Below are 25,645 nucleotides of genomic sequence, written 5' to 3'. Positions count from 1 at the left end.
TGGTGTGGTAGATACATACCACCGGTAATAGCGTATCGTTTTCTTTTACAAACCGAATAGCAGTGCTCTCAATCGCAGGAGTGATTATGAATGCTAGCGAGATTTTCGTTTCAGTCGATATTGAAACATCCGGCCCGGTTCCGGGATTATTTAGTCTGCTTTCCATTGGGGCCTGTCTGGTGCATGCGCCCGACGTGCGTTTTTATGCCGAGTTGAAGCCTGACTGCACTGGCTTTGATCCTGAGGCGCTGGCAGTGACGGGATTTAACCTTCAGGCACTGGCTACCACCGGCATAGCCCCCGCGGACGCCATGCTTCAGTTATCCACCTGGCTCACATCCCACCTTCAACCGAGCCAGAAGCCGGTCTTTACGGGACTGAATGCCCCCTTTGACTGGTCATTCATCAATTACTACTTCCATAAATATACGGGGAACAACCCATTTGGCTTCAGTGCATTAGATATTAAAGCTTACTTTATGGGGGCAACAGGCTGTACGTGGTCTGAGACCAAATCATCAATGATGACACAGCGTTTATCTGCCAAAGGAAGACCCAGTCATAATGCTCTGGATGATGCATTATTTCAGGCAGAGCTTTTTGCGTTGATGCAAAATAAAGGGTCTTGATGAATTGGGTCCGTTAAGGCCGTGACAAGGATGCTGTATACACTGCCTCCTGATACCTGCCCTCCCGAAATATCCAGGCTTTAATGCCTGTGGTCGATGGTGACGTGCCGACAATCACCGCCACGGGATGGGGAAGATCACGTGCATTTTGCCTCGCGAATCGCGCAAAACTGGCAATGTCAGTCCCTGAGATGTGAGGAATTGCCTGCGGATGCGTATGCCAGTATCCAACCAAGCGCAATCCCTTCCTGTTTGCGTTCTCGATTTCAGTGCGGCAGCGATCGCTGTTCAGTTCGAGCCACGTTCTGCCAGCGCGGTCCGCAGGATGTGGCGCTGAAGCATGACACAGTACAATGCCGCCGGGATGGGCGGGATCGACAAACAGCTGCCCGCCTCGCTCATTTTCTCCCTGTGACTGCCGGTAGTGACCGAACATCTCAGAGACCTGCCGCCCAACCTGCATCTCCGCATTCATATCCGGCCAGGCCCAGCGCCATGCTATTTCATTCATGCGTTTTGCCCGGGTTTCGGCCAGTTACGTTCAAAAACACTCTGGACAACTCCTTCAGGAAGTACAGGTCCCGTATAGCGTCCCCCCAACACTCCGGCCTCATCAGGGCGATACACACTGGAATGCCATTGAGTGACATCCCCTACAGTCGTCAGGTAACGTATTGCGGCCTGAGTGACCATTGTTGCAACACCATTCATTCCCGCCGAGCCTCCCGGTATAAAACTTTCACCACAGGCAGGAAGAGGCACAACGCCTCCATCCGGCCAGTCGGTAAACCGGTGCCTGAAGTCACCTCTATCGCTAAAAAGATATCTTGCATCAAAGCGGCCTTCAGGTGCGATCAGTGCATGCCCGACAAGTGTATGCGGTTCACTCCAGGCCTGTATCAGCCCCCATTTCGCTCCGGAGGCTTTCTTTTCCCAAAGGGCAGACTCTGATTCCCAGTCAGCTGTCGTGATAATAACCAGATCAACATCCTCGAAAATATCGGGTTTTTGACCAATAACCCATTCGATGTATGTATCCAGCGCGGTGACATCAAGCACAGGCAGATCCTGAAGCAGACGATGGCGCATGGCCTGAGACTTAAATTTGCCTAAATCCTCAGCACCCAGCATATGCCGCCCCAGATTGGGTGACTCCAGCCTGTCAGGATCGATAAGGGTCAGCCTGCCCAGACCGGCCCTGGCGAGTTGAATACTCACAGCAGATCCCAGCGACCCTACACCGACAAAGACAACATGCGAGTTCTCAAGTGTTTTTGCTGTGTTACTTCGATCCCGTGAAAAAAATGCCCCACGATCAATAATGTTCACACGCGATGACAGAATACTGGCCGGAGGTCCTTCTTTCTTTAACCCGGACTGACGGCGTGAGGATCTCAGGCCGTAAAAATGTGTACGATCTGTTTCCTTCTTTCTGGTGCACAGGTTAACAGTAAATCTTGCCGCCCCGTCCCCACCCGGTAATGCCATGACAACCCATCGGGAAAGTAAAGCACTACTCTTTTCTGACCATTCAGACATCGCGGCCAGGGATTCTTCAGAAATATGGGGAGCAAGCCATTCGAGAAACTCGTGAGGTTCAGGCACCTTAATGCCAGGGAAAGACGTCAGTTTGACAAAGAAACCTGCTTCATGGGGGCTTCTTATCACAACCGAACGGCCAGTGGCACGTCTGAAATGCTGGCGGATAGCGTTCTTGTCAGACGAAACCCATACCGGGTTGAGACCAGTATGTCCGATATACCTCGGATCGCTTACAACATACAAAACTGAACCCGATTCAGGCTCCCCCAGAAGAATCAAGTTACGTGCCGATCGTTTAAGCTGCCAGAGCCAGTAAGTGGAAATTTCATTCTGAAACTCCGCCTCCCGCCGTGCAGGATCTGCGTTTTCCAGAGAAAAAGACACAATGCTCGCAAAACGGGACAAGCTGTCCTGAACAATTTTCTCAGGCGAGCCCGTAACGGGCTTTTCCCTGAATCCATGGAGACACAACCCGGACGCCATGGCATGGGGCCAGACTAACCACGGTGAAGGTTCAACCTGAAGGCTAGGGGATTCAGACGGGAAACCGTTGGGAAAACCAATCCGTAGTCTTCGCTCAAGGCCGGTGTAATCAACGGGTAAAGGAAAATCAAAGGCGGCCGCCTCACCGACCCGCAGTTCAGCGGGCCTGAGAAGAGCCGAAGCATTGTCCGCGCCCAGACAGTCTTTAAGGGCGGAAATGCCGCGTTGTATCATCTCATCCTTCATATCAGCCGAGTCGCCCGACAGGTGCAACATTTTCCTGAGACTGGTTACTGCTGACTGAACTCCCGAATAGAGATCCCATTGCGACAGAGTTCCGTGTCACACCGTCTTGCCGCCCGGGCATCGTCCAGTTTGCCGGAATGCTTTCGTTAACTTCGCGAACGAATGTCGTACCAATACCGAACTGCTCCTGGACCGCCTTCGCAAAGGTTTCTGTCGACGCGTGGCTGTCGAGCCCCAGCATCAGCGCCGAGCGGGCACTCGCATGCCATTTATTAAAGGCATCAACGTATTTATAACCTTCATCCGGACGATTCCATTTTTCCGCAAAATTCTCGCCGTTATCTTCAGGATTGCAGACGTAATACTCATTACTGTAACGGTGAATATGGTCAGGCATCCTGTTCACGATTGCCAGGATAGCCTGAAGCGGGGTGAAGGCGGTATATTCTGACTGCGCGACAACATCCAGATAAGCGTGAGTTGCAAGCGTGGTGATAACTGCCGAAATAGGCCGGTATCCTTCATTTTTCGTCCTGATCGCCCATTCATCCCTGTGCCTTTTCATCAGTTTAATGCTCGCACGTAACGGATCGTCTTTTTGATATTCTTTATATTCAGGCAGCGGGGCCTGGGTCGCAGAGTCCATTGCTGCACGACTTTTATTAAACTCAACAACATGTTCAAGCATGATGTCCTGCTTTGACGCATCATGCAGCCAGTCTGCATAAGGAATGGGACTACTTGCCTTCCAGCCGTACTCCCTGTCGGGTACTTCGAGCATGCCCAGTCCGTCGCTTTGCTCATTATTATGGCAGGGACGTGCAGGTGTGACATCAATGTGGAAACCCGGATTTTCATCGGCGTAAACAATCCTGACACCGCGACGAAGTTGTTGAATATCCTCCTGAACCCTACTGCCCTCTTGGAAACGACGTTCAATGACCTCTAATACAGTCCGGGCATCGATCCCTCTGGCATGGGGTAACCAGACAATCGCATCTGCATCAATTGTCCCGAGATCTGCTGGCGCCCCAGGCACCGGGTTAATCGTTGTCTGAAGACGCATAGAACCCTGGGGAAAAATATGGGCATCCGCCAGCAGGGGATCATCGGCAGCAGAAAGAATTTTTTCCAGCTGAGAGTAGCGAGCATCAATAACGCTGTACTGTGCTGCTGATAACGAAATTTTTCGGGCTGCACGGAGAAGAAAATACTCCCAGCTGCGGTGTTTAGTCTGTTCGTTACTCATGGACGTTGCTCCTCTGTACATCCGATGCTAAGCATGGGGCGAAACTGGTTTGCGTTATTTTTGTCACGGTCAAAGATGATGTAGGGATGCTGATGCTGGGTCGTCAGCAAAGCCCCAAATTCAATGGCCAGCGCAGCAGGCACCGCGGCAAAAACATGAATGGCCTGGGTCGTGGTGGCTTCTAACTGACTGAGCAGCTTCTGCAGCTCATCTCTGAACGCATGGATGACCCTGCGGTTTGTCACCATGGCGTAGCTGGGTGCAGGTACAGTGAATTCTACAATCCGGGCACCCGGCAGTGCGGCGGTAACATCGCCTCGCGGTACCGCTGCGGAAAGAGACAGCACCAGAGCAACTGGCCCCTCACCTTGCGGAAGTTCAGAAGAGATAAACGCCGGCGGCAGGGCATCTGTATCCGGCCAGCGCAATATATGTTCCCTGTTAAATGAATACTGAAAGCGTTTATAGCGGTCGCCAATGGTCTGGCCGAGGAAAAACAACGCCGGAATATCCGCAAGCCCAACCATGGCCAGAGCCGGCTTATCGCCAAATTGCCCCCCGCGGCGGGCAAGCCCGGCCTCGAGTTTTTCAGTGATTAAATCCTTAATCGCCTGCCAGTAACCCGCATCCCTTCCCCGTGAACTGGGCTCAGGGAACACAACCGTAACCGGATGGCACTGTGCCGTCAGCCCTTCTGCAGACATTGCGGTAAGAAGGGCCTGCGCAGGAATTGCAACCAGAGTCTGATGATGCTGGCTTTGAATGATAACCGGTATGGCGCGTTCCTCCCCGGGCGTGGAAGCCGCTAGGCGAATTCTGGTCAGGCAGGCAGAGTGAAGTCCGCTAAGATCGTCTTCGGGATAATTATCGCCGTCACGATCAACCCGGTCATGGCATCCCGGACACAGTAGCATAAGATTCTCGCTGTCATTCGTCAGTGCCAGGGCCTCTTCTTCGCTGTGTGTGGCGTTTCCCCTGGGGCCTTTCGGGCTGGCAGGAAGAATATGGGCCACTTCTCCCCATTTCATCGGCGTACCGATACGAAAATCATGGGTCAGATCGGTTCCGCAGAGTTCACAATGACCCGCTGCACGGATCCAGACCAGAATTTTCACTTCAGGGCTAGTGTTAAAACGCCCACTCGAATCATCCGCCTTTTTTTTCGCATTCACGTAAGGGTACTCCTGAAAAGGAAAAACCATTAGCACGGGAAATACTGAAATAGGTACTGTTCATCTTTTTTTCAATACGCAACCGCAAAAAATATAACTCGCGAAACAAAATACGGAGCGGACCGCCTATAGCGCTGCCAGGTCTGCATTGAGCGAATTGCAGACATTAACGTTTGATTAAGGGGCGGGCTTTAGCCCGTCCCAGTGAGCGAAGCGAACGGTTTGAACCAGTTGTTATATCTAAACTGCACCAAACAGTTTTCGCGATTCATTTAATGAAATTAGATGTTCCTCAAGAATTTTTTCATGGTGACTTGGTTCGCCGTTGCTGAGGCTTACACTAACGCCGCGCTCACCGGCTAAATGAAGCGCAGCGTAATTTAGTCCGTGCGCAGCGCTTTGTTAGCCGAAACTGATGTGATTCTTAGTTAGGTCTCTATATCTCTTATCGCTGTGTACTTTAGGGAGGATCGTTTGGTTGGCGATCAAAAAATCTATAATTTCTTGAATTCTTTCGCTACGAGCATTGGCTCTTAACAAAGTTAAAACGCTTACCATATGTTGCTGGCAGTATTTATTGTCTAAATTCACTCGCACTTCATTAGAGTGCATTGCTATAACTGTATTGATAATATTTTGATCGCCAAGCATGCCAAAAAACTGATCATACAAAGGTCGCCCCGCCGGAGAAACACCAGTATTATATGGTATTCCTTTACCAACACGGCAAATCAAAACTGTTTTAATAAGCTTATGAACCCTCTCTGATGGGATGTCGTTTTCAGTCTTTAAATACGAAAGAATCTTCCGCATATGAGGGGGTTCATTATAAAAGTTATCCCAAGTATACCTAGCCTCTAAGAGATCATCGGCATGGCCGTCCAGTGATATAATTCTAGAGTCTAATGATTGATAACGATTACCATTACAAAACGTAAAAAACTCAATACCTAAAGCATGTTTCTCTTTATGGAGGTTGTTCTTGTATCCGTCTAGCGTCACGCCGAGCTTGTATTTGACGTTCTCACTACTTTTATTCCAAATATGCGGAGCAAAAAGAGCGATATTTTTTCTGACAACATTTCCTGTTGAATCAGTTGTATACATGCCGAAAATACTATTGAGTAGATTGTCAGTATTCTGAAGCGAAAGATCATTCAAAGGTCTTTCCATGCTTTGAATTGTGGCTTCATCAAGGACATCAGTGGATTTTTTTAGATTCTCAATAAATGATTTTATTTGTATAGCAGATGCAGACGGTTTGTCGTTCAAAATATCTTGAACGCATGTTTGGAGCCAGCCAAGAAGTTCAAAAGCATTTATGGAGTATGAATTTGGGTGCGACGCACCAATGTCATTCCTCATAGTCAATATATGATTGAGCTTGGTGTAAACAATGTCAGATATTAATTCAAGTTTGCGGCATGTATTAATAAGGGTGTTGTCTTTTAAACCAGAAAGATCTTCTTCGGTAGAATAAAGCTCTCTACGTCCTCCGCCGACTGCGGCATCAAAGAACATATCGAGACCATAAACTACCACTTTTTCCCTTAAATTCATTACAACTTCATTCCAAACATAATTCAACGATGCGTCAAATAGTCCTATAGCCGCACCAGCAACGAACTTTGATAAATATCGCGCATCTCTTTTTACCTCAACAGGTAAAGATTCTATGAATGCGGGGAGATTTTTTTCAATAGTTTGGCGCTCAGGGAGAGAGGCAATTATATTTTCGGTCGGCAAACCAAGATAGGCTAAATATCCTTCAAATTTTGTTGTATCTGTGGAAAGCAACCCTGTTCCAGGTTTTGCAATCAATTCTGAACTCATACGATTATTTCCTTATCTGGTTAAGGGCTAGAGAACGGCTAACGCTTTTAGCAGGGGCGCGACGTCAGGAGCGTCCCTTGCCTAAACTTGTTAAGGTATTTGCGAACAAACGCCACCAGTATTTGGGTTTAGAGCCAATACATACTTCATACGAATACAACCTACCCCGAATCAAGCAGGAGCCATCCAAGATTGGCATAAAAGGTACATTTAATCTTTTCACAGCATCCCATTGGTGGGCGTATTCGGTTTTGCAGCTCGGGCACTTTGGGTTTGCTCCAGGAACAAACCTGCCGCGACAAGGACAATTTGGAAGAGTTGCCGCTATTTGATCCAAGAGCTCTTGGTTAGCTTCATACTCATAGAGCAGTGCATGATCTTGTTCTCTGTGGATTACATTCGAGCAAGTATCACAGAAAAAATGTGGGCAACTATCGCTCATACCGCTTGATTGCCAAGCAGGAGTTTCCCTCCCACACTTAGGGTTTGGACATTTCATTTTCCCTACCCATGGTGCATTCGATTCGTAATGTACGATCTTCATAAAGCCTTAACAATTTAATAGAAGGCTTTTTTGCCCGCAAGTCGAACATTTTTCTGCCTCCTTTCCTGATTTTTACCCATACCAAACTAACGCTGATGTACCTCTATTTCAAAAGGTTTTTCTGAAATCAATAAATTTGCGTCCGGCAAACTTTATACAGCCAGTACGCTAGTTGTTCTTGAATTTACATAAGCTGGAGACTTGGGAATTTATCCAGCGGCTTGTGCTAGTAAAAGAAGAAATTATCAGGCATTTACCACAACGCCCAACGTCCGCTCCTGGCACTCAGCAGACGATCATATCCGAGAAGTATCTGAACGAAAAAATTTCATAATAGGTCTCGGAATAAATCCATTTTTTCTAAATTTTTTCAGATAGATATTATTCCCATGCATCCCCCGCATCCTCATTGGATAGCGGGGTTTTTTATTTTTAACACTGTGATTGGGTATGAACTACTGGGTCATTTTGGCTTCGTTTCCTCATGCATTTCGCACTCATATTGCCATCTGCCTGCTCGAATACAGCCATTATGTCTGCCGAACCGAATCCAGTGCCATCCTTACCACCTTTAATTAAGGAGATTTGCTATGGATAAACAAATCACTCTTTTTACACCTGAACTGCCGTTACCGGCACTGCGTACCATTAAGCGAGCCTTGGTTCTGCTTGAACAACACCTGCGTGAACCGGGTATGGCATTCACCTCCACACAGGTAACTCGCGACTGGCTCAGGCTAAAAATGGGAACTCTTGAGCGTGAAGAATTTGTCGTGCTGTACCTCAATAACCAGAACCAGTTGCTTGCCCACGAAACGCTATTCACTGGCACTATCAGTCACACTGAAGTCCATCCCCGCGAGGTGGTGAAACGCGCCCTGTACTTTAACGCGGCAGCAGTGATATTTGCCCATAACCACCCATCCGGGGAGGTTGCTCCGAGCCAGGCAGACAAAGCCATCACCCAGCGTCTGGTACAGGCGCTGATGCTGGTGGAAATCCGGGTTCCCGACCACCTGATTGTCGGCGGCAGGCAAATATTCTCATTCGCCGAACATGGCCTTATTTAACAGGAATAAAATGATGAATAACGACGCTACCCCAGCCTTGGGTCTTAAACGAGAGATCACGCCGTGTTTTGGAGCACGGCTGGTGCAGGAAGGTCATCGTCTGCATTTTCTGGCAGACCGGGCAGGATTCAACGGTTCATTCAGCGAGATGCAGGCCCGAGATCTGGATGAAGCCTTTCCGCATTTTGTCGCGCATACGGAATTGATGCTGCTCTCCGGTGAGCTGAATCCCCGGTGCGCATACTGCGTCGCGCTGTACCGTAACGAGCTGACCTGTGAAGCCGATACGCTGGGCAGTCATGGGTATGTGTATATCGCAATTTATCCCTCAAATCTGGTTAAAGCCTGATTTTTAACATAATCCCTGCATCGTAATCCTTCAAACATTTTCTTCCTTTATTGAGAGACTCAACTCATGCATATCTCAACTGTACCGGCCACGATGCCGGTTTCATCACGCCTGTCTCCCATCCAGGTGTGGCAACAACTGTTAACGTATCTACTGGAACACCATTACGGCCTCACACTCAACGATACACCATTCCACGATGATTCAGCTATTCATGAGCACATCGAAGCGGGAATAACGCTTGCTGATGCGGTGAATTTCCTTGTGGAACGCTATGAACTGATACGCACTGACCGTAAAGGGTTTACATGGCAGGAGCAGACACCGTTCCTGACCGCTACCGATATTCTCAGAGCAAAGCGAGCTACCGGATTAATGAATACGTAAATTCTTCGAGCCTCATTCCTGATTTTTACCTCTGCGCTTTCCACCTTTTTTATTCAACGCATAATGCGCCTGCCACTTTCGGCAGGCGTGTTTGCTTTTACGGAAGATTAACGATGCAAACAGAACCCGACGTGTTAACAGATCACAACGAACTTATCCTTTCGACCAATATTGAACGTGTGGTCACTGGCCGTGATACCGCACTGAAACAGATAGAACAACTCATTCAGCAGCTTGATTCGATTTCACGGCTAACCTCAGAAATTGGCGGTGGTACAGCGCAAGACTGGGCGATGAAAGCCGGGCACCGTTACGACAGCTGGATGACCGAAAAGGTAGATAAAGCGCTGCCTGCTGTCACCCGCAATATTGACCGTAGTATCTGGCGAGACTTGATGTTGAAATCCGGCATGATGGCATTGATGGATGCTCAGGCTCGTGACCAGTGGCATAAGAACCTGGAGGAAGGGGATCTGCCTGCCATCAGCGAGGCGAATATCCTCAGTACTTTTGAGCAGCTACATCTGAACAAAATGGATGTCTTTGAGCGTGGTATTATTAATGTATTCAAAGGACTGTCATGGGATTACAAAACCAATAGTCCTTGTAGCTTCAATAAGAGAATCATCGTCAACAATCTGGTGAATCACAATCGCTGGGGATTTAGTTTGAACTGGGGTTGGCGACGGGATCAACTAGCGGACCTGGAGAGAATGTTGTTTCTGCTCGATGGTAAACCGATACCTGACAATCGTGGCGATGTCACTACACGGTTGATGGAGCATATTCGGGACAACCCTTCGAAGGATCTCTACGAAGATGATTTTTTCAGTATACGTTACTTCCAGAAAGGAACCGCGCACATCACTTTTAAGCGGTGTGATCTGACAGAAAAGATGAATGATATCGTGGCGAAGCACTATCCGGGGATGCTGGCAGCGAGATGAAGAGGGCAGGGAAGCAATTCCTTACCTGACCCATTACCTGACCCATTACCTGACCCGATTCGTATAAAACGAAAAAGGAGTCAGACGATTTCTCATCTAACTCCTTGTTTTATTTGGTGGCCCCTACTGGACTTGAACCAGTGACCAAGCGATTATGAGTCGCGTGCTCTAACCAACTGAGCTAAGGGGCCAGACTTGGGCGCTGATTATACGGTAGTTTTTATCCCGCGGTCTAGAGCTGAAGAACTAGATGGATGTTTTATGCACAAATTTAAGGTTTTTTACGTAAATAACCGTGAGATATTAGACAATAACAGCAGAATACTTAGTCTTCGACAAAAAAGAAAAACCCCGGCATGTATTACACGTCGGGGTTTTTTGTGCTTATCACTGCGACTGACGATTAATCGTCAAGGAAGCTGCGTAGCACTTCAGAGCGGCTTGGGTGGCGCAGTTTGCGCAATGCCTTAGCTTCTATCTGACGGATACGTTCACGGGTTACGTCGAACTGCTTGCCCACTTCTTCCAGAGTGTGGTCAGTGTTCATATCGATACCAAAACGCATACGCAGAACTTTGGCTTCACGCGCAGTTAGGCCAGCTAACACGTCGTGAGTGGCAGAACGCAGGCTCTCAGAAGTTGCAGAGTCCAGCGGCAGCTCCAGAGTGGTATCTTCAATGAAATCGCCCAGATGTGAATCTTCATCATCACCGATTGGGGTTTCCATTGAGATTGGCTCTTTAGCAATCTTCAATACTTTACGGATTTTGTCTTCCGGCATCAGCATGCGTTCAGCCAATTCTTCTGGCGTTGGCTCGCGGCCCATTTCTTGCAGCATCTGGCGTGAGATACGATTGAGTTTGTTAATGGTCTCAATCATATGCACCGGAATACGGATGGTGCGTGCCTGATCCGCGATAGAGCGGGTGATTGCCTGACGAATCCACCAAGTTGCATAAGTTGAGAACTTATAACCACGACGGTATTCGAATTTATCTACTGCTTTCATCAAGCCGATATTGCCTTCCTGAATTAAATCAAGGAATTGCAGGCCACGGTTGGTGTATTTTTTCGCAATAGAGATAACCAAACGCAGGTTAGCCTCAACCATTTCTTTCTTGGCGCGACGGGCTTTTGCTTCACCGATAGACATACGGCGGTTGATGTCTTTCACTTGTTCGATGGTCAGACCGGTTTCTTCTTCGATCTGGCGCAATTTCTGCAAGCTACGTTGAACATCGTCCGAAACATCTTTCAGTTTTTCAGACCAAGGTTTACCCATGGCGATCGCTGCCGCAAACCAAGTATCGCTAGTTTCATTACTGGAGAACAAGGTAACGAAGTTTTTCTTCGGCATTTTACACTGTTCAACACACAGCTTCATGATGATACGTTCTTGAGTACGAACGCGGTCCATCATGGCACGCATGTTATTAACCAGATAGTCGAACTGCTTCGGTACCAGGCGGAACTGTTTGAAGACTTCAGAAAGCTTCAGAATCTCAGCGGCAGCATTCGCATGGCTACGGCCGTTTTTCTTGATTTCCATGCGCGTACTTTCGTACTGCTCACGTAATTCGCTGAATTTCTGACGAGCCAGCTCTGGATCAATGCTGTTATCGTCTTCTTCTTCTTCCTCGTCTTCCTCTTCGTCGTCGTCATCATCCATTTCTTCAGTGGATAATTCAGAACCAACGTGAGTTGCTGTCGGCGCAATGTCTTCTTCGGCGTTTGGATCAACAAAGCCGGTGATCAGGTCAGATAAACGGGATTCACCCGCTTCAACACGATCATATTGTTCCAACAGATAAGTAATAGCTTCAGGATATTCAGCAACTGAACATTGAACCTGATTGATACCTTCTTCGATGCGTTTGGCGATATCAATCTCGCCTTCACGCGTCAATAGCTCAACGGTACCCATTTCGCGCATATACATACGCACCGGGTCAGTAGTACGCCCGATTTCGGATTCAACACTGGACAACACCTGTGCAGCAGCTTCGGCTGCGTCATCGTCGGTATCAGTGGTGTTCTCGGCCAGCATTAAATCATCAGCATCAGGCGCTTCTTCCAGCACCTGTATGCCCATGTCATTAATCATCTGGATGATGTCTTCGATCTGATCGGAATCGACGATATCTTCCGGCAGATGGTCATTGACCTCAGCATAGGTCAGATAGCCTTGCTCCTTACCACGGGTGACAAGTAGCTTCAGCTGTGACTGCGGGTTTTGCTCCATAAGACGGTATCCACACTTCAGAGTATTTGGGTTGGTGTCGGTCGGCGAAACCGCCAACAATAACATTTGGGGCTTTTTTTTTGTCGCCGCTGCCCGCTATGACGGCATGTTGTGGGGATTCGCCCCCACATTTATCGGCAATTAAGCCGTTAGGTATTTCATTTTTTTCTGGCTAAAGCCAGATTCAAAGACCAAAGTTCTTTACGTTCTTCGGCGTTTAATCCATGAGTACGGTCACGCGCTATGAGTGTTTCCTGACGTTGCTCCAATATGGAGTCATACAGGCTTGTTAGCGTGTCGACAAAAGTCTGTTCAACCATGTCCTCAACAATCATGTGGTTCCATGTTGCGAGAGTTTCAAGCTGTTGGCTGAATTTATTATCACGATACAGTTCTAATAACTGCCCGGTTGTTAGCCCTGGCTGGGCCAGGCAAGTCTCAACTAACTCAATAAATAACGGCAAACCAGCTAACTTTGCCTGCTCAACACCCTGCAATGAGGGAATGAGTGTAGCCAGTTGTGGGTTTTGTACCAGTAGCCCTATAAGTATACGCATGGTTGTGCGTTTTAGCTGGGGCGGCTGGTAGCTATTTATGCTTTCAGCTTGTTTGGGCATCAGCTTATCAAGCTGGCTATCATCGAGCAGACCTAGCTTGTTACCTAACTGTTGGCGTAGGTAAAGCCGCAAGGTTTCGCCGGGCACCTGGCTTATCAAAGGGAGTGCCAAGGTGCTTAATTTGGCTCGGCCATCTGGGCTGCTCAAATCGACCTGCGGCATTAATGTTTCGAACAAGAAAGTTGAGAGTGGCTGCGCCTCCTCCATCCGCTTTTCGAATCTATCTTTCCCTTCTTTACGAACCAGTGTGTCCGGATCTTCGCCATCAGGCAAAAACATAAAACGTAGCTGACGCCCATCATTTAGATAGGGCAACGCCGTTTCTAATGCGCGCCAGGCTGCATCTCTACCCGCCCTATCACCGTCATAGCAACAAATGACATTATCGGTCGCGCGGAATAATAATTGAATATGTTCCGCTGTAGTGGCTGTGCCCAGTGACGCCACCGCATAATCAATACCAAATTGCGCCAAGGCCACCACATCCATATAGCCTTCCACGACCAGTAGCCGTGTTGGGTTAGGGTGGTTAACCTGCGCTTCATACAAGCCGTATAACTGGCGGCCCTTATGAAAAATTTCTGTTTCTGGGGAGTTGAGGTATTTCGGCACTCCGTCACCCAGAATTCGCCCGCCAAAAGCGATAACCCGCCCGCGTTTATCACGGATAGGGAACATGACGCGCTCACGAAAACGATCGTAAGTTCGCCCTGTATCATTAGTCACCAACATCCCTGCATCGTTCAGCGCAGTACGGCTTTCACCATCGCGACCAAAACGTTTTAAGGCATTGTCCCAACCGGGGGGAGCAAAACCGATAGCAAAATGTTGAATGATTTCTTCACTCAATCCGCGATGTTTAAGATATTCGCGCGCCTGATTGGCTGTCTGGCTTTTGAGTGACTGTTGATAGAATCCGCTTAGGTTTTCCATCAGTTGATAGAGACTTTGTCGTTGATGACGTTCGATCTGGGTGGTGCCAGTTCCTGCCTCGTAAGGCACTTCTAGCCCGTGCATGGTGGCTAATTCTTCGATGCTTTCGACAAATTCAAGTCTGTCGTAATTCATCAAGAAATCAACAGCGTTACCATGAGCACCACAGCCGAAACAGTGATAAAACTGTTTTTCGCCATTAACGGTGAATGAGGGTGTTTTCTCATGATGGAACGGACAGCACGCATGATAATTTTTGCCTTGCTTCTTCAGCTTTACCCTGGCATCGATAAGATCGACAATGTCAGTGCGAGCTAGCAAGTCATTGATAAATATACGCGGAATACGTCCAGCCATAAGCCCCTATTCGGTCAGTCCATAAACGAGAACAAGCCGCGCATTCCTTTCGGAAAGCACGGCCTTCGTATGCAACTACTCGATCTGCGCGTTCTTAGAACATAAAAAACTACGCTGGGGGGTTACCCCCGAAGAATTAATACAGACGAGTGCGGCGTGCGTTTTCGCGAGCCAATTTCTTCGCGTGACGTTTTACAGCAGAAGCTTTAGCGCGTTTACGTTCGGTAGTCGGTTTTTCATAGAATTCACGACGACGAACTTCAGCTAAAACACCTGCTTTTTCGCAGGAACGTTTGAAACGACGAAGAGCTACGTCGAACGGCTCGTTTTCACGTACTTTAATTACCGGCATGTGCCTCTCACCTCAATAGAAATCGGTTTGCTGCTGGCCAATCGCCAGCCTTCTTAAAATGGTGCGGAATTTTACTTCAATGGATGCTGCTTTGTAAAGCACCATAGCAAATTGAAACAGGCACGCCCCTGTGATGTCGCCCCCGTTCTTTACAAGAAAGTTGGTGCCAAGAGTGCGACGGGCGCTGATTATATACTAAACAGCGCCATTGAGCGAATTTATCAACATTCTTTTCAAATATGACCACTATCAACAACATTCCTGTTGCTGAAGAGCCAAAATGCCGTTTTTATACCCAATTTGCCATCAGAAATCATGACTGGCGACTCGGTTATGCTAAACTATCGGCCGCACGTGAATGATGGGAAATGTAATGCGAGTTTTGGGTATAGAAACATCCTGCGATGAAACCGGAATTGCAGTGTATGACGATGAAACCGGTCTGTTAGCTAACCAATTGTACAGTCAGGTTAAATTGCATGCCGATTATGGTGGCGTAGTACCTGAACTGGCTTCTCGTGATCATGTGCGCAAAACTGTGCCCTTGATTCAAGCAGCATTAAAAGAAGCTAATCTGAGTGCCAAAGACATCGATGGTGTCGCGTATACCGCAGGCCCAGGTCTGGTTGGTGCATTGCTGGTCGGTGCTACAGTGGGGCGCGCATTGGCATTCGCTTGGGGGGTTCCCGCAGTGCCGGTTCATCATATGGAAGGCCACTTATTGGCGCCGATGTTGGAAGATAATGTACCGGAATTCCCGTTTGTCGCACTGCTGGTCTCTGGTGGTCACACACAATTAATCAGTGTGACGGGCATTGGCGAATATTTGTTGCTGGGCGAGTCTGTTGATGATGCAGCAGGTGAAGCTTTTGATAAAACAGCAAAATTATTAGGCCTGGATTATCCCGGTGGGCCAATGTTGTCGCGTATGGCACAACAAGGTACTGCTGGTCGATTTACTTTCCCACGGCCAATGACAGATCGCCCCGGTCTGGATTTCAGTTTTTCTGGCTTAAAAACTTTTGCAGCAAACACTATTCGTGCCAATGGTAATGATGACCAAACGCGCGCTGATATCGCCCGTGCATTTGAAGACGCGGTAGTAGATACACTGGCAATTAAATCAAAACGAGCACTGGATCAAACCGGTTTTAAACGTTTAGTGATTGCGGGCGGTGTGAGCGCTAACCGCACCTTGCGCTCAAAACTGGCAGAAATGATGCAAAAGCGTGGTGGTGAAGTATTTTATGCCCGACCAGAATTTTGTACCGATAATGGCGCGATGATCGCCTATGCTGGGCTGATTCGGCTAAAAAGCGGTGTAAATAGTGAGTTGGCGGTGTCGGTGCGGCCGCGCTGGCCGCTGGCTGAGTTGCCGAAAGTCTGATCAGAAAGTCTGAGTGGGGCTGTGGCTGTGTTGCTGCGTCATCTCGCGATGCTCACATACTGATGTATGCTCCGCTCTCTCAACGCCTTGCGCCTTGCCTCGCTCCCGCTCAGCCATTCTTTATTGGGCGGGAGAGGTAAACTAATCTTCTTTCTCTTCCAATTCTGCGGCTTCTTCTGCGGTGGTTTTCTGTTTTTTCTTTTTAAGTTTATCCCAGATTTTACTTTCTTTGCCGCGCCATAAACGTTGAATATTATCGTGGTGACGCATCAAAATTAGGCAGGAAAGCATGGCAACCGGGAAGGTAAATTGTGGTTTGAACCACCAGACGTAGAAAGGGGCGATTAGGGCGCTGATAATGGCCCCTAAAGATGAATAGCCGCTCAGTAACACCGTCAGCAACCAAGTCCCTGTCATCAGGCCGGTCAAGTCCCAACCAATAGGGGCGATAGCACCAAATGCAGTGGCGACGCCTTTTCCACCTTTAAAGTGGAAGAATACCGGGTAAATATGGCCAAGGCAGGCCGCAATCGCGGTTAGGCCAAGATACAGCGGCGAAACATGCAGCAGATAAGCTATCCAAACTGGCAACATGCCTTTCAGCACATCGAAAATAAGCACTGTTGCAGCTGCGGTGCGGCCACCAATGCGCAGTACGTTGGTGGCACCGGGATTTCCGGAGCCATGCACACGCGGATCTGGTAGCTTTGCAACCCGGCAGACCAGGACTGCACTGGAAATAGAGCCACACAAATACGCGAAGATAATCATGCCAAGCGCGATAGCACTCATAACACCGCCCCGTTGAATAATGATCGTTTTAATCGCAACATCAGTGGATAATACGCATATTCGGCTGGAAGTGGTATCCGGCAGGCGCAAAAACAGAGAATGACGTGATGGACATCGTATTTATTGAGGAACTCAGTGTCATAACCACTATCGGTGTTTATGACTGGGAACAGACCATTCAGCAAAAGTTAGTGTTCGATATCGAAATGGGCTGGGATAATCGTAAAGCAGCGGGCAGTGATGATGTCAATGATTGCCTGAGCTACGCGGATATCAGTGAAGCCGTCATAAAACACGTAGAAGCGCAGCGTTTTGCGCTAGTTGAGCGGGTGGCTGAAGAGATTGCCGCGCTATTATTACAGCAATTTAAGTCTCCTTGGGTGCGGATTAAGGTCAGCAAACCCGGCGCGGTTGCTCAAGCACGGAATGTCGGTGTGGTGATTGAACGCGGTCAGCGTCCCAACTAATTTATTGTGATGGTGACGAAATAATTTTTCTCGCTGTAGTGACATAAAAGTGTAACGCTGTATCAATAATGTGGTCTGATGACAGCGTATGGCGTGAAAAGTTAATTAACATTAAATTTGAACGGCATTGTTTTGTTAACTATCGATATTGTTTTTATCACTATCGGTGAGGTTTACGACATTGCCGTTTTTTGCTTTCTCAATTATATGGCATTGGGTATCGTAGATGACAGATATGTATTCGCTGTTTGTGGCTTTTGTTTTGGGTGTGGTGGAAGGGCTAACTGAGTTTCTTCCGGTGTCATCTACTGGGCATATGATTATTGTCGGTGAGCTATTGGGCTTTACTGGCGACAAAGCAAAAACCTTTGAAGTCATTATTCAGTTAGGGTCGATTCTCGCGGTAGTCGTGGTGTTCTGGCGGCGTTTGTTCGGCCTGATTGGTATCCATTTTGGTAAAGTACCTCACGAAGGGAAAACCAGCGGCCATCTGACTTTGGGCCATATTTTATTGGCGATGATCCCTGCGGTCGGTTTGGGATTAGTATTTCACGATGCCATCAAATCATTATTTAATCCGCAAAGTGTGATGTATGCCTTAGTGGCCGGTGGGTTACTGTTGTTGGCTGCTGAGTGGTTTAAACCTAAAAATCCTAAATCCATTGGGCTGGACGATATTACTTATCGCCAAGCTTTTGCCATTGGTTGCTTCCAATGCCTGGCATTGTGGCCAGGGTTCTCCCGCTCAGGTGCGACTATTTCCGGTGGGATGTTGGTCGGGGTAAATCGCTACGCCGCTTCTGAATTCTCCTTTATTTTGGCCGTCCCGATGATGCTCGGGGCCAGCGCATTAGATTTATATAAGAGTCTGCATTTTCTGACATTGGGTGATTTGCCGATGTTTGCGGTCGGGTTTATCACTGCATTTATCGTCGCGCTGATAGCTATCAAAACCTTCCTGTCATTGATTAAACGTATCTCTTTTGTGCCTTTTGCCATTTATCGTTTTGTGGTTGCCGCCGCGGTGTATTGGGTCTTTATGTAACCGCCAAGAGAGATTAAGCAATAAAAAAAAGCCCTGATTATTCAGGGCTTTTGATTTTGTGATAGACCGACATTATCAGTGTCAAATCAGTCACGATGAGCACTAATATGGCCTACGCCAGTAAGACCCAGCGAGTACATTTTCACTCTGATTAACGTTACTGTTATTTTTAACTTAATAATTATTCAGAGTTTTTAATCTGGGTAATTTAGGGTGAAACCGCGTCTTGGGTTTGTTTCCATTGCGCTAAAGCAAGCTGGCGACGGCGTTTTAGCTCGTCGCGAATAGCTAAACCTTGCAGCCCACTGGCGACCACTTCCTGCACTGATACCCCATTAGCAATTTGGAATGCTGCTCGCAAATAATCGCCTTGTGGATAAGGGTTTTCTTCAAAGCCGGTGCGGCCACGGGCATCCGCTTCACTGGTGAGAATCATCTGTTCCAGGCGCTCGGGTTTGCGCCATACATCAATAGCATCAAACAGTTTAAGTAAGGTTTCAGGGCGGAGTTTATTCACGGTATGGATAAGATCATGATATTCCGCAACCAGTTTTGCTAAATCTCGCACAGGATTAGGGACGCGCAAACGCTGGCATAACTGTTCGACCAATTTAACACCCGCAGGGCCGTGGCCATGATGATGCGGCCAAAACTCTTTCGGTGTCAGACCTTTGCCTAAATCATGGCAAAGTGCAGCAAAACGCACGTCAACCTCTGGGCTGAGTTTGGCGGCGATGGCGAGCGTCATTAAGGTATGAATCCCGGTATCAATTTCTGGATGCCATTTTTCCGGCGCAGGAACACCAAATAAGCGCTCAATTTCCGGGAACAGCACGGCCAAGGCACCACAATCGCGTAGCACCTGAAAATAGATCTGCGGGCTTGATGTTTTCAACGCTTTTTCAGTTTCTTTCCAGACCCGCTCAGGTGTCAGAGCAGAAAGCTCTCCACTTTCTGCCATCGCTGCCATCAATGATTGGGTCTCTGGGGCGACAGTAAAGCCCAAGTGAGCAAAACGGGCGGCGAACCGGGCGACGCGCAAAACCCGCAATGGATCCTCGCCAAAAGCATCAGAAACATGGCGCAGCACGCGGTTTGCCAAGTCTTGTTGGCCATTGTAGGGGTCAAATAGCTTCCCTTCACTGCTGCGAGCAATGGCATTGATGGTCAAATCGCGGCGCAGTAAATCTTCTTCCAGCGTAACGTCAGGCGCGGCATAGCAAGTAAAGCCGGTATAGCCTTGGCCAGATTTACGTTCCGTACGGGCCAGCGCATATTCTTCATGGCTCACCGGATGAAGAAATACCGGAAAATCTTTCCCGACTTGTTGATAACCCTGTGCCAGTAATTGTTCCGGCGTCGCGCCCACCACCACCCAATCCTGTTCGGTAACAGGCAGGTTTAATAAGCTGTCGCGTACGGCACCGCCGACCAGATAGATTTCCATGTTAACCCTTCGTTCTTGGCGTTATAGCGTTGTTAGCCGCTCTCATGCACCCGAATCACTGACCAGTGTCAGCTCATCGGGATTTATTCGTTTGCTGCCTAGCTATAACACCAATAACTTTGGGTTATAGCTTTCGTTCTTGGCGTTATAGCGTTGTTAGCCGCTCTCATGCACCCGAGTCACTGATCAGTGTCAGCTCATCGGGATTTATTCGTTTGCTGCCTAGCTATAACACCAATAACACCAACAACTGTGGGTTATAGCTTTCGTTCTTGATGTTATAGCGTTGGGGATAACAGCTAAGATGGCGGTGATTTTATAACTGGCCGCCAAAATTACCAGCAATCAGTTCAGTATAGTTGGGGGATGCAAACAGACTAACGAAAGGCCGCCCGGATGGGCAGCCTGTGGAATTTTTCACACCAAGCGGATATCAGTTCATCCAGCGGTTATTCTTTTTACGGCTTGGGATCAAATGTGGCAGTACCAGACCCAGCAACAAGCCGATTCCCGCCACACCGCCGCCGTACATAAACCATTGCAGAATAATGGTGCGCTGTTTGTCATCCAATTGCAGATTTACTGCACTGACTTTCTTCTGAGCAACCACTAACTGGTTTTTCAGTGATTCATTCTCTTTTTGTAACTCGGAGATGACACTGTCGCTGGCCGCCACTTTTTGCTGCATTTCTGCGGTGCGCTGATTCCAGCTATTATCAATGTTAGCCAGTTTGTCAGTCAGTGTTTTGACCTGCTGCTCAAGGTCTGGCACCCGAACACGTAAGCTTGGAGTCTCACTCAATTGAGACAGTGGAATCCAAATTGTTTTACCCTTACTGTCGCGAATTTGACCATAATTTGTATCGTTATCAACGCTTATCAGGGTAACTTCATCCCCACCTTTTAGCGTGCCAACAATACGGTATTGGTTACCGGGGCCGCTATGAACGTAGGTATCCAGCTCATCAGAGATGTAACGTTTTTCTTCAGCATAAGCGCCCAGAGAAATACTGAGACTTAGCATGGCGAGGCAAATTAGGCGTAATTTCTGCATTAGGGAGTCATTTGTGAGTGAATTTATGGGACGATAGTAGTGTGTTCAGTTTGCCGACGCAACGGATAAACCGGAATGAGAACTATCTTACTCTCATAGCCTACGCGGCTTTAGCCATTCTATTGCTTATTTTAACCGCAGTGAAAATTAGTCTTATGAAGACTTAGTCTAGACCGGATAAAACAGGTTAAAATAGACTTTGACTCGGGGCTGCCGCGCGGTTTTCTTGTGTAAAACAGGCAAACCAGCACAAAAAAGGCATAATGTCCGTAATCTCGTAACATACCGGTGTGAATGAAATTATGACCGTTGAAATAGAATTAAAATTTATTGCTACTCCTGCGGCCATTGCCGCTTTGCCCGCGCAGGTAGCAGCTTGGCAAAGCCAGCATTCAGCGCCGCAAAATCTGACCAATATCTATTTTGAGACGGCGGATAACCGTCTGCGCCAACATGATATTGGCTTACGTATTCGTGGTTATGATGGCCGTTATGAAATGACGGTGAAAACCGGCGGCAAAGTGGTCGGCGGTGTGCATCAGCGGCCTGAATATAATGTCGATATTGATAGCGACAAATTAGATTTGGCGCGTTTCCCGGCGGATATCTGGCCTGAAGGCTGGAATATCGCGGCGCTACAAACCGAATTGCAGCCCTTGTTCCGTACCGATTTCACTCGTGAGAAGTGGGTAATCACTTACGGTGAGAGCGAGATTGAGCTTGCTCTTGACCAAGGCACTATTTCATCTCTCCAAGCTGATGATGGAGTTGAATTGTCGGAGCCAGTGAGTGAAATTGAGCTGGAACTGAAGCAAGGTAATACGGCAGATTTACTGGCACTGGCAACCGAGTTGGCACACATCGGCGGCTTGCGTCAGGGTAATTTGAGTAAAGCGGCACGCGGCTATCATTTAGCACAAGGCAATCCGCCACGTGAATTGCGCCCATTATTAGTCTTACAGCCAGCGCCAAAATCTACTGTTGAGCAAGGGATGGTTGCAGGGTTAGAGATGGCTTTGGATCACTGGCAATATCACGAAGAGTTATGGCTGCGCGGCGAGCCTGCCGCCAAGGCAATGATTCTGGAAGCATTAGCGATGATACGCCAGACATTGGCGATTTTTGGTGGACTCGTGCCACGCAAAGCCAGCACCGATTTACGTGCTTCAATTATTGCGCTAGAACCACAGCTAGAGCCGAAAAATGCCAATGCTGAGTTACTCTGCTATAGCGCGGATTATCTGAAATGTAAGTTAGCACTCACATCGTGGCTGGTAACCTCCGGCTGGCGACCATTTATGGACGCTAAAGCGCTAACCAAGTTTGAAGGTTCGTTTAAACGCTTCTGCGACATCATGTTGAGCCGCAGTGCAGCGGACTTGAAAGAGGCCTTTGGCCACCATATGGACGATGATGGTTATTTGGCACAACTTCCGCGTTTAAACCGGCAGATTATGTCCTTCCAATTGCTTTCCGGCTTTTATCCACAGAATGAATGGCATCCCTATATTGACGGCTGGTTTGGTTTGCAACTGGCGATAATGGAACGTCAGGGCCACTGGCGCGATACCGCTCGTAAGGAAGCTTTATCCCAGGCTGCATTTTGGCTTAATGGCGCTGCCAATTAAAGGAATTTGCTATGTTGCCACTCTCTTCGGAATTACAGCTTCAGGTGCAGCATGTTCAGCAGCGCTTCAATGAGTTAGCAGCTCCACCGAGCTTGCGTGAAGAAGATATTGCAGTATTAGCGTTGAGTGATTTTGTCAGTGACATGTTGCTGATTCACCCTCAATGGCTGGATGAGTTGCATCAGCAACCGCCGCAACCGCAAGAGTGGCAATATTATCCCCAGTGGCTAGAGCAGGCACTGGCCGACGTAACCGATGAAGCCGCGTTATTAGCGGCGTTACGGCTATTTCGCCGCCGGATTATGGTGCGAATTGCCTGGTCACAGGCACTGCAAACCAGCTCGACGACTGATACCTTGCAGCAACTGAGTTGGTTGGCTGAATGTGTCATTATTGCAGCACGTGATTGGCTTTATCAGGCTTGCTGTCGCGAGTTCGGTACCCCTGTTAACAGCCAAGGCCTGCCGCAACCTTTGCTGATTTTAGGTATGGGGAAATTAGGCGGTGGCGAGCTGAATTTCTCGTCAGATATCGACCTGATTTTTGCCTACCCGGAAAACGGCCAGACACAGGGCGGACGCCGCCAACTGGATAATGCCCAGTTTTTTACTCGCTTAGGCCAACGGTTAATTAAGGCGCTGGATCAGCAAACCATCGACGGTTTTGTCTACCGGGTGGATATGCGCCTACGCCCATTTGGTGACAGTGGCCCGCTGGTGCTCAGCTTTGCTGCACTGGAGGATTATTACCAGGAACAAGGGCGTGACTGGGAGCGCTATGCGATGGTTAAGGCCCGTCTGATGGGCGGTGCTGATGACCATTACAGTCATGAACTGCGCCAGACGCTGCGACCCTTTATCTTTCGTCGCTATATCGATTTCAGTGTGATCCAATCGCTGCGTAACATGAAAGGGATGATTGCGCGCGAAGTTCGGCGGCGTGGGCTGAAAGACAATATCAAGCTAGGGGCTGGTGGGATCCGTGAGATTGAATTTATCACGCAGGTATTCCAGTTAATTCGTGGTGGCCGTGAGCCGCGCTTACAACTGCGAGCTTTGCTGCCCACCTTGCAGGCAGTGGCAGAGCTAGGTTTATTGCCCGAGGAACAGGTAAATGACCTCAGTGGCAGCTATCTGTTTTTGCGCCGCTTAGAGAATCTGCTGCAAGCTATTGGTGATGAACAAACCCAGACACTACCTAATGATACCCTGAATCAAGCCCGCCTTGCGTGGGGGATGGGGTATGCGGACTGGGCTGCAATGCATCGCGCTTTAGAGCAGCATATGCAGGCAGTGCGGCGGGTTTTTGATGACCTGATTGGCGATGATACCCCTGATATCGGTGAAGATCCCTGTCACGGCCTGTATAAAAGCTTGTGGCAGGATGCCCTGGAGGAGTGTGACTTAGCGCCACTGACTCCTCATCTGGACGAAGCCGCTCGCCGCCAATTATTGACCACTATTTATGATTTTCGCCATGATGTGGATAAACGCACTATTGGCCCACGGGGGCGTGAGGTGCTAGATCAACTTATGCCGAGGCTGTTTGCCGAGGTCTGCCCACGCCCTGATGCCAATATTGCACTGCGCCGCCTGGTGCAGCTGCTGCTGAGCATTGTTACCCGCACCACCTATCTGGAATTATTGGTTGAGTACCATGCGGCGCTAAAACATGTTATTCGCTTATGTTCAGCCTCTCCGATGGTTGCCAGTCAGTTGGCCCGCTACCCTTTGTTGTTGGATGAATTACTCGATTCTCAATCCTTCTACCAGCCATTAGCGCCCGGTGCCTACCGCGATGAATTGCGCCAATATTTGCTGCGGGTGCCGGAAGATGACGAAGAGCAGCAACTGGAAGCATTGCGCCAGTTTAAACAGGCTCAACAATTACGCATTGCTGCGGGTGATATCACCGAGGCACTGCCAGTAATGAAAGTTAGCGACCACTTAACCTACCTGGCTGAGGCCATTATTGATGCGGTTATTCAGCAAGCCTGGGGGCAGATGGTCGCGCGCTACGGTCAGCCGAGCCATTACAACACCGCGAAGGACGTGGTTTTGCGGTGATTGGTTATGGCAAATTAGGGGGCTGGGAACTGGGTTACAGCTCTGATTTGGATTTGGTATTCTTGCTCGATTGCCCGCTGGATGTAATGACCGACGGTGAGCGCAGTATTGATGGTCGCCAGTTTTATTTACGTTTAGCGCAGCGCGTCATGCATTTATTCAGTACCCGCACTTCCTCCGGCATTTTGTATGAGGTAGACGCGCGGCTGCGGCCATCCGGTGAAGCGGGCATGCTGGTCAGCACCGTCGAGGCGTTCGCCGATTACCAGCAGAATGAGGCCTGGACATGGGAGCATCAGGCGTTGGTTCGTGCCCGCATTGTGTATGGCGATCCTGAGCTGCACCAACAGTTTGATAGCATTCGCCAGCAAATACTTTGCCGTCATCGTGAAAATGCGCAATTGCAGCAAGAAGTGCGCGAAATGCGCGAGAAAATGCGCAATCATCTGGGCAGTAAGCAGCGCGATGTCTTTGATATCAAAGCAGATGAAGGTGGCATAACTGATATTGAGTTTATCGCGCAATACTTGGTGTTGCGCTATGCCGCCAGTGAACCGCGCCTAACTCGCTGGTCTGATAATGTGCGTATTTTTGAGCTTATGGCCAATTACGACATTATGGCAGCGGAGGAAGCGGCGGCACTGACCCATGCTTATGTCACTATGCGTGATGAAATTCATCATCTGGCATTGCAGGAACAATCAAGCAAAGTCTCGGTTGAGAGCTTTATCACAGAAAGAAAACAAGTGGCTGACAGCTGGCATAAATGGCTGGTGGCCGCGCCAGCAAGTGCATAAATTCCAGTTA

At 48.6% G+C, this 25,645-nt stretch carries 20 protein-coding genes, 1 tRNA gene and 1 pseudogene; 10 read left to right on the top strand and 12 right to left on the bottom strand.

Annotated features, from left to right (window positions below):
- The first annotated feature begins 86 nt into the window (after window positions 1-86).
- Entirely contained in the window at window positions 87-629 is a 543-nt protein-coding gene (locus YROHD0001_RS09655; protein ID WP_000994210.1) for a 3'-5' exonuclease, read from the top strand.
- 13 nt (window positions 630-642) lie between these two features.
- Here the strand turns inward: YROHD0001_RS09655 and YROHD0001_RS0117815 are convergent, their stop codons facing one another.
- From YROHD0001_RS0117815 to YROHD0001_RS09675, 5 genes are all read right to left on the bottom strand, one after another.
- Entirely contained in the window at window positions 643-1,140 is a 498-nt protein-coding gene (locus YROHD0001_RS0117815) for a Mov34/MPN/PAD-1 family protein (protein ID WP_032816789.1), read from the bottom strand.
- Window positions 1,137-2,900, bottom strand: coding sequence for a HesA/MoeB/ThiF family protein (locus tag YROHD0001_RS09660; RefSeq protein WP_004714533.1), 1,764 nt, complete (start codon window positions 2,898-2,900; stop codon window positions 1,137-1,139). The genes YROHD0001_RS0117815 and YROHD0001_RS09660 overlap by 4 nt, the downstream gene beginning before the upstream one ends.
- Before the next feature lies 1 nt (window position 2,901).
- Window positions 2,902-4,149, bottom strand: coding sequence for a nucleotidyltransferase domain-containing protein (locus YROHD0001_RS09665; RefSeq protein WP_032816788.1), 1,248 nt, complete (start codon window positions 4,147-4,149; stop codon window positions 2,902-2,904).
- Entirely contained in the window at window positions 4,146-5,321 is a 1,176-nt protein-coding gene (locus YROHD0001_RS09670) for an HNH endonuclease (RefSeq protein WP_004714531.1), read from the bottom strand. Before YROHD0001_RS09670 ends, YROHD0001_RS09665 begins: the two co-directional genes overlap by 4 nt.
- A gap of 402 nt (window positions 5,322-5,723) precedes the next feature.
- A complete protein-coding gene (locus tag YROHD0001_RS09675; protein WP_004714530.1) occupies window positions 5,724-7,154 on the bottom strand; it encodes a hypothetical protein in 1,431 nt (476 codons plus the stop codon).
- Window positions 7,155-8,288: 1,134 nt separating this feature from the next.
- Between YROHD0001_RS09675 and radC the strand changes: the two genes are divergently transcribed.
- From radC to YROHD0001_RS09695, 4 genes are all read left to right on the top strand, one after another.
- Window positions 8,289-8,768 (top strand): RadC family protein, encoded by a 480-nt coding sequence (gene radC / locus YROHD0001_RS09680; RefSeq protein WP_004714528.1) that lies wholly within the window; start codon window positions 8,289-8,291, stop codon window positions 8,766-8,768.
- Window positions 8,769-8,781: 13 nt separating this feature from the next.
- Window positions 8,782-9,117, top strand: coding sequence for a type IV toxin-antitoxin system YeeU family antitoxin (locus tag YROHD0001_RS09685; RefSeq protein WP_032816785.1), 336 nt, complete (start codon window positions 8,782-8,784; stop codon window positions 9,115-9,117).
- Between the two features lie 66 nt (window positions 9,118-9,183).
- Window positions 9,184-9,504: a TA system toxin CbtA family protein gene (locus tag YROHD0001_RS09690; protein WP_032816784.1), complete on the top strand. Its 321-nt coding sequence runs from the start codon at window positions 9,184-9,186 to the stop codon at window positions 9,502-9,504.
- A 113-nt stretch (window positions 9,505-9,617) separates the two neighbouring features.
- Entirely contained in the window at window positions 9,618-10,451 is an 834-nt protein-coding gene (locus YROHD0001_RS09695; RefSeq protein WP_004714525.1) for a DUF4942 domain-containing protein, read from the top strand.
- A 114-nt stretch (window positions 10,452-10,565) separates the two neighbouring features.
- Here YROHD0001_RS09695 and YROHD0001_RS09700 read toward each other — a convergent pair.
- The 4 genes from YROHD0001_RS09700 to rpsU form a co-directional block, all read right to left on the bottom strand.
- Window positions 10,566-10,642, bottom strand: a tRNA-Ile gene (locus tag YROHD0001_RS09700).
- Window positions 10,643-10,854: 212 nt separating this feature from the next.
- Window positions 10,855-12,693, bottom strand: coding sequence for an RNA polymerase sigma factor RpoD (gene rpoD / locus YROHD0001_RS09705; RefSeq protein ID WP_004714524.1), 1,839 nt, complete (start codon window positions 12,691-12,693; stop codon window positions 10,855-10,857).
- A 158-nt stretch (window positions 12,694-12,851) separates the two neighbouring features.
- Window positions 12,852-14,600, bottom strand: coding sequence for a DNA primase (gene dnaG / locus YROHD0001_RS09710; protein ID WP_004714522.1), 1,749 nt, complete (start codon window positions 14,598-14,600; stop codon window positions 12,852-12,854).
- 136 nt (window positions 14,601-14,736) lie between these two features.
- Window positions 14,737-14,952: a 30S ribosomal protein S21 gene (gene rpsU / locus YROHD0001_RS09715; RefSeq protein ID WP_001144069.1), complete on the bottom strand. Its 216-nt coding sequence runs from the start codon at window positions 14,950-14,952 to the stop codon at window positions 14,737-14,739.
- 373 nt (window positions 14,953-15,325) lie between these two features.
- Here rpsU and tsaD point away from each other — a divergent pair, with 373 nt between their 5' ends.
- The gene (gene tsaD, locus YROHD0001_RS09720) at window positions 15,326-16,339 is read left to right on the top strand and encodes a tRNA (adenosine(37)-N6)-threonylcarbamoyltransferase complex transferase subunit TsaD (RefSeq protein WP_032816783.1); all 1,014 of its coding nucleotides are present in this window, start codon (window positions 15,326-15,328) and stop codon (window positions 16,337-16,339) included.
- Between the two features lie 141 nt (window positions 16,340-16,480).
- Here the strand turns inward: tsaD and plsY are convergent, their stop codons facing one another.
- Window positions 16,481-17,131 (bottom strand): glycerol-3-phosphate 1-O-acyltransferase PlsY, encoded by a 651-nt coding sequence (plsY, locus tag YROHD0001_RS09725; RefSeq protein WP_032816781.1) that lies wholly within the window; start codon window positions 17,129-17,131, stop codon window positions 16,481-16,483.
- A 107-nt stretch (window positions 17,132-17,238) separates the two neighbouring features.
- Between plsY and folB the strand changes: the two genes are divergently transcribed.
- Both folB and bacA read left to right on the top strand, forming a co-directional pair.
- Window positions 17,239-17,598 carry a bifunctional dihydroneopterin aldolase/7,8-dihydroneopterin epimerase gene (gene folB / locus YROHD0001_RS09730; RefSeq protein ID WP_004714519.1) on the top strand — a complete coding sequence of 120 codons (360 nt, stop codon included), beginning with the start codon at window positions 17,239-17,241 and terminating at the stop codon, window positions 17,596-17,598.
- 226 nt (window positions 17,599-17,824) lie between these two features.
- Entirely contained in the window at window positions 17,825-18,643 is an 819-nt protein-coding gene (gene bacA / locus YROHD0001_RS09735; protein WP_004714518.1) for an undecaprenyl-diphosphate phosphatase, read from the top strand.
- 208 nt (window positions 18,644-18,851) lie between these two features.
- On the opposite strand, the gene YROHD0001_RS09740 is transcribed toward bacA, so the two are convergent.
- Together YROHD0001_RS09740 and YROHD0001_RS09745 are read right to left on the bottom strand one after the other, a co-directional pair.
- On the bottom strand, window positions 18,852-20,090 hold the full coding sequence (locus tag YROHD0001_RS09740) for a multifunctional CCA addition/repair protein (protein ID WP_004714516.1): 1,239 nt from the start codon (window positions 20,088-20,090) through the stop codon (window positions 18,852-18,854).
- A gap of 433 nt (window positions 20,091-20,523) precedes the next feature.
- Complete coding sequence (locus YROHD0001_RS09745) at window positions 20,524-21,144, bottom strand: TIGR04211 family SH3 domain-containing protein (protein ID WP_004714515.1); 621 nt, start codon at window positions 21,142-21,144, stop codon at window positions 20,524-20,526.
- A gap of 302 nt (window positions 21,145-21,446) precedes the next feature.
- On the opposite strand from YROHD0001_RS09745, the gene YROHD0001_RS09750 reads away from it, so the two are divergent.
- The gene (locus YROHD0001_RS09750; RefSeq protein WP_032816779.1) at window positions 21,447-22,772 is read left to right on the top strand and encodes a CYTH domain-containing protein; all 1,326 of its coding nucleotides are present in this window, start codon (window positions 21,447-21,449) and stop codon (window positions 22,770-22,772) included.
- An 11-nt stretch (window positions 22,773-22,783) separates the two neighbouring features.
- Window positions 22,784-25,635 (top strand): annotated as a pseudogene (glnE, locus tag YROHD0001_RS19300) (bifunctional [glutamate--ammonia ligase]-adenylyl-L-tyrosine phosphorylase/[glutamate--ammonia-ligase] adenylyltransferase).
- Window positions 25,636-25,645: the final 10 nt, after the last annotated feature.

The sequence above is a fragment of the Yersinia rohdei ATCC 43380 genome, assembly GCF_000173775.1.
Taxonomy (GTDB): Bacteria; Pseudomonadota; Gammaproteobacteria; order Enterobacterales; family Enterobacteriaceae; genus Yersinia; species Yersinia rohdei.
This window is presented reverse-complemented; position numbering and strand designations above follow the sequence as displayed.

Excerpts from the sequence above, each read along its gene's own strand:
- YROHD0001_RS09655 (WP_000994210.1), top strand. The coding sequence starts at position 87 with ATGAATGCTAGCGAGATTTTCGTTTCAGTCGATATTGAAACATCCGGC.
- YROHD0001_RS0117815 (WP_032816789.1), bottom strand. The coding sequence starts at position 1,140 with ATGAATGAAATAGCATGGCGCTGGGCCTGGCCGGATATGAATGCGGAG.
- YROHD0001_RS09660 (WP_004714533.1), bottom strand. The coding sequence starts at position 2,900 with ATGAAGGATGAGATGATACAACGCGGCATTTCCGCCCTTAAAGACTGT.
- YROHD0001_RS09665 (WP_032816788.1), bottom strand. The coding sequence starts at position 4,149 with ATGAGTAACGAACAGACTAAACACCGCAGCTGGGAGTATTTTCTTCTC.
- YROHD0001_RS09675 (WP_004714530.1), bottom strand. The coding sequence starts at position 7,154 with ATGAGTTCAGAATTGATTGCAAAACCTGGAACAGGGTTGCTTTCCACA.
- radC (WP_004714528.1), top strand. The coding sequence starts at position 8,289 with ATGGATAAACAAATCACTCTTTTTACACCTGAACTGCCGTTACCGGCA.
- YROHD0001_RS09685 (WP_032816785.1), top strand. The coding sequence starts at position 8,782 with ATGAATAACGACGCTACCCCAGCCTTGGGTCTTAAACGAGAGATCACG.
- YROHD0001_RS09690 (WP_032816784.1), top strand. The coding sequence starts at position 9,184 with ATGCATATCTCAACTGTACCGGCCACGATGCCGGTTTCATCACGCCTG.
- YROHD0001_RS09695 (WP_004714525.1), top strand. The coding sequence starts at position 9,618 with ATGCAAACAGAACCCGACGTGTTAACAGATCACAACGAACTTATCCTT.
- rpoD (WP_004714524.1), bottom strand. The coding sequence starts at position 12,693 with ATGGAGCAAAACCCGCAGTCACAGCTGAAGCTACTTGTCACCCGTGGT.
- dnaG (WP_004714522.1), bottom strand. The coding sequence starts at position 14,600 with ATGGCTGGACGTATTCCGCGTATATTTATCAATGACTTGCTAGCTCGC.
- rpsU (WP_001144069.1), bottom strand. The coding sequence starts at position 14,952 with ATGCCGGTAATTAAAGTACGTGAAAACGAGCCGTTCGACGTAGCTCTT.
- tsaD (WP_032816783.1), top strand. The coding sequence starts at position 15,326 with ATGCGAGTTTTGGGTATAGAAACATCCTGCGATGAAACCGGAATTGCA.
- plsY (WP_032816781.1), bottom strand. The coding sequence starts at position 17,131 with ATGAGTGCTATCGCGCTTGGCATGATTATCTTCGCGTATTTGTGTGGC.
- folB (WP_004714519.1), top strand. The coding sequence starts at position 17,239 with ATGGACATCGTATTTATTGAGGAACTCAGTGTCATAACCACTATCGGT.
- bacA (WP_004714518.1), top strand. The coding sequence starts at position 17,825 with ATGACAGATATGTATTCGCTGTTTGTGGCTTTTGTTTTGGGTGTGGTG.
- YROHD0001_RS09740 (WP_004714516.1), bottom strand. The coding sequence starts at position 20,090 with ATGGAAATCTATCTGGTCGGCGGTGCCGTACGCGACAGCTTATTAAAC.
- YROHD0001_RS09745 (WP_004714515.1), bottom strand. The coding sequence starts at position 21,144 with ATGCAGAAATTACGCCTAATTTGCCTCGCCATGCTAAGTCTCAGTATT.
- YROHD0001_RS09750 (WP_032816779.1), top strand. The coding sequence starts at position 21,447 with ATGACCGTTGAAATAGAATTAAAATTTATTGCTACTCCTGCGGCCATT.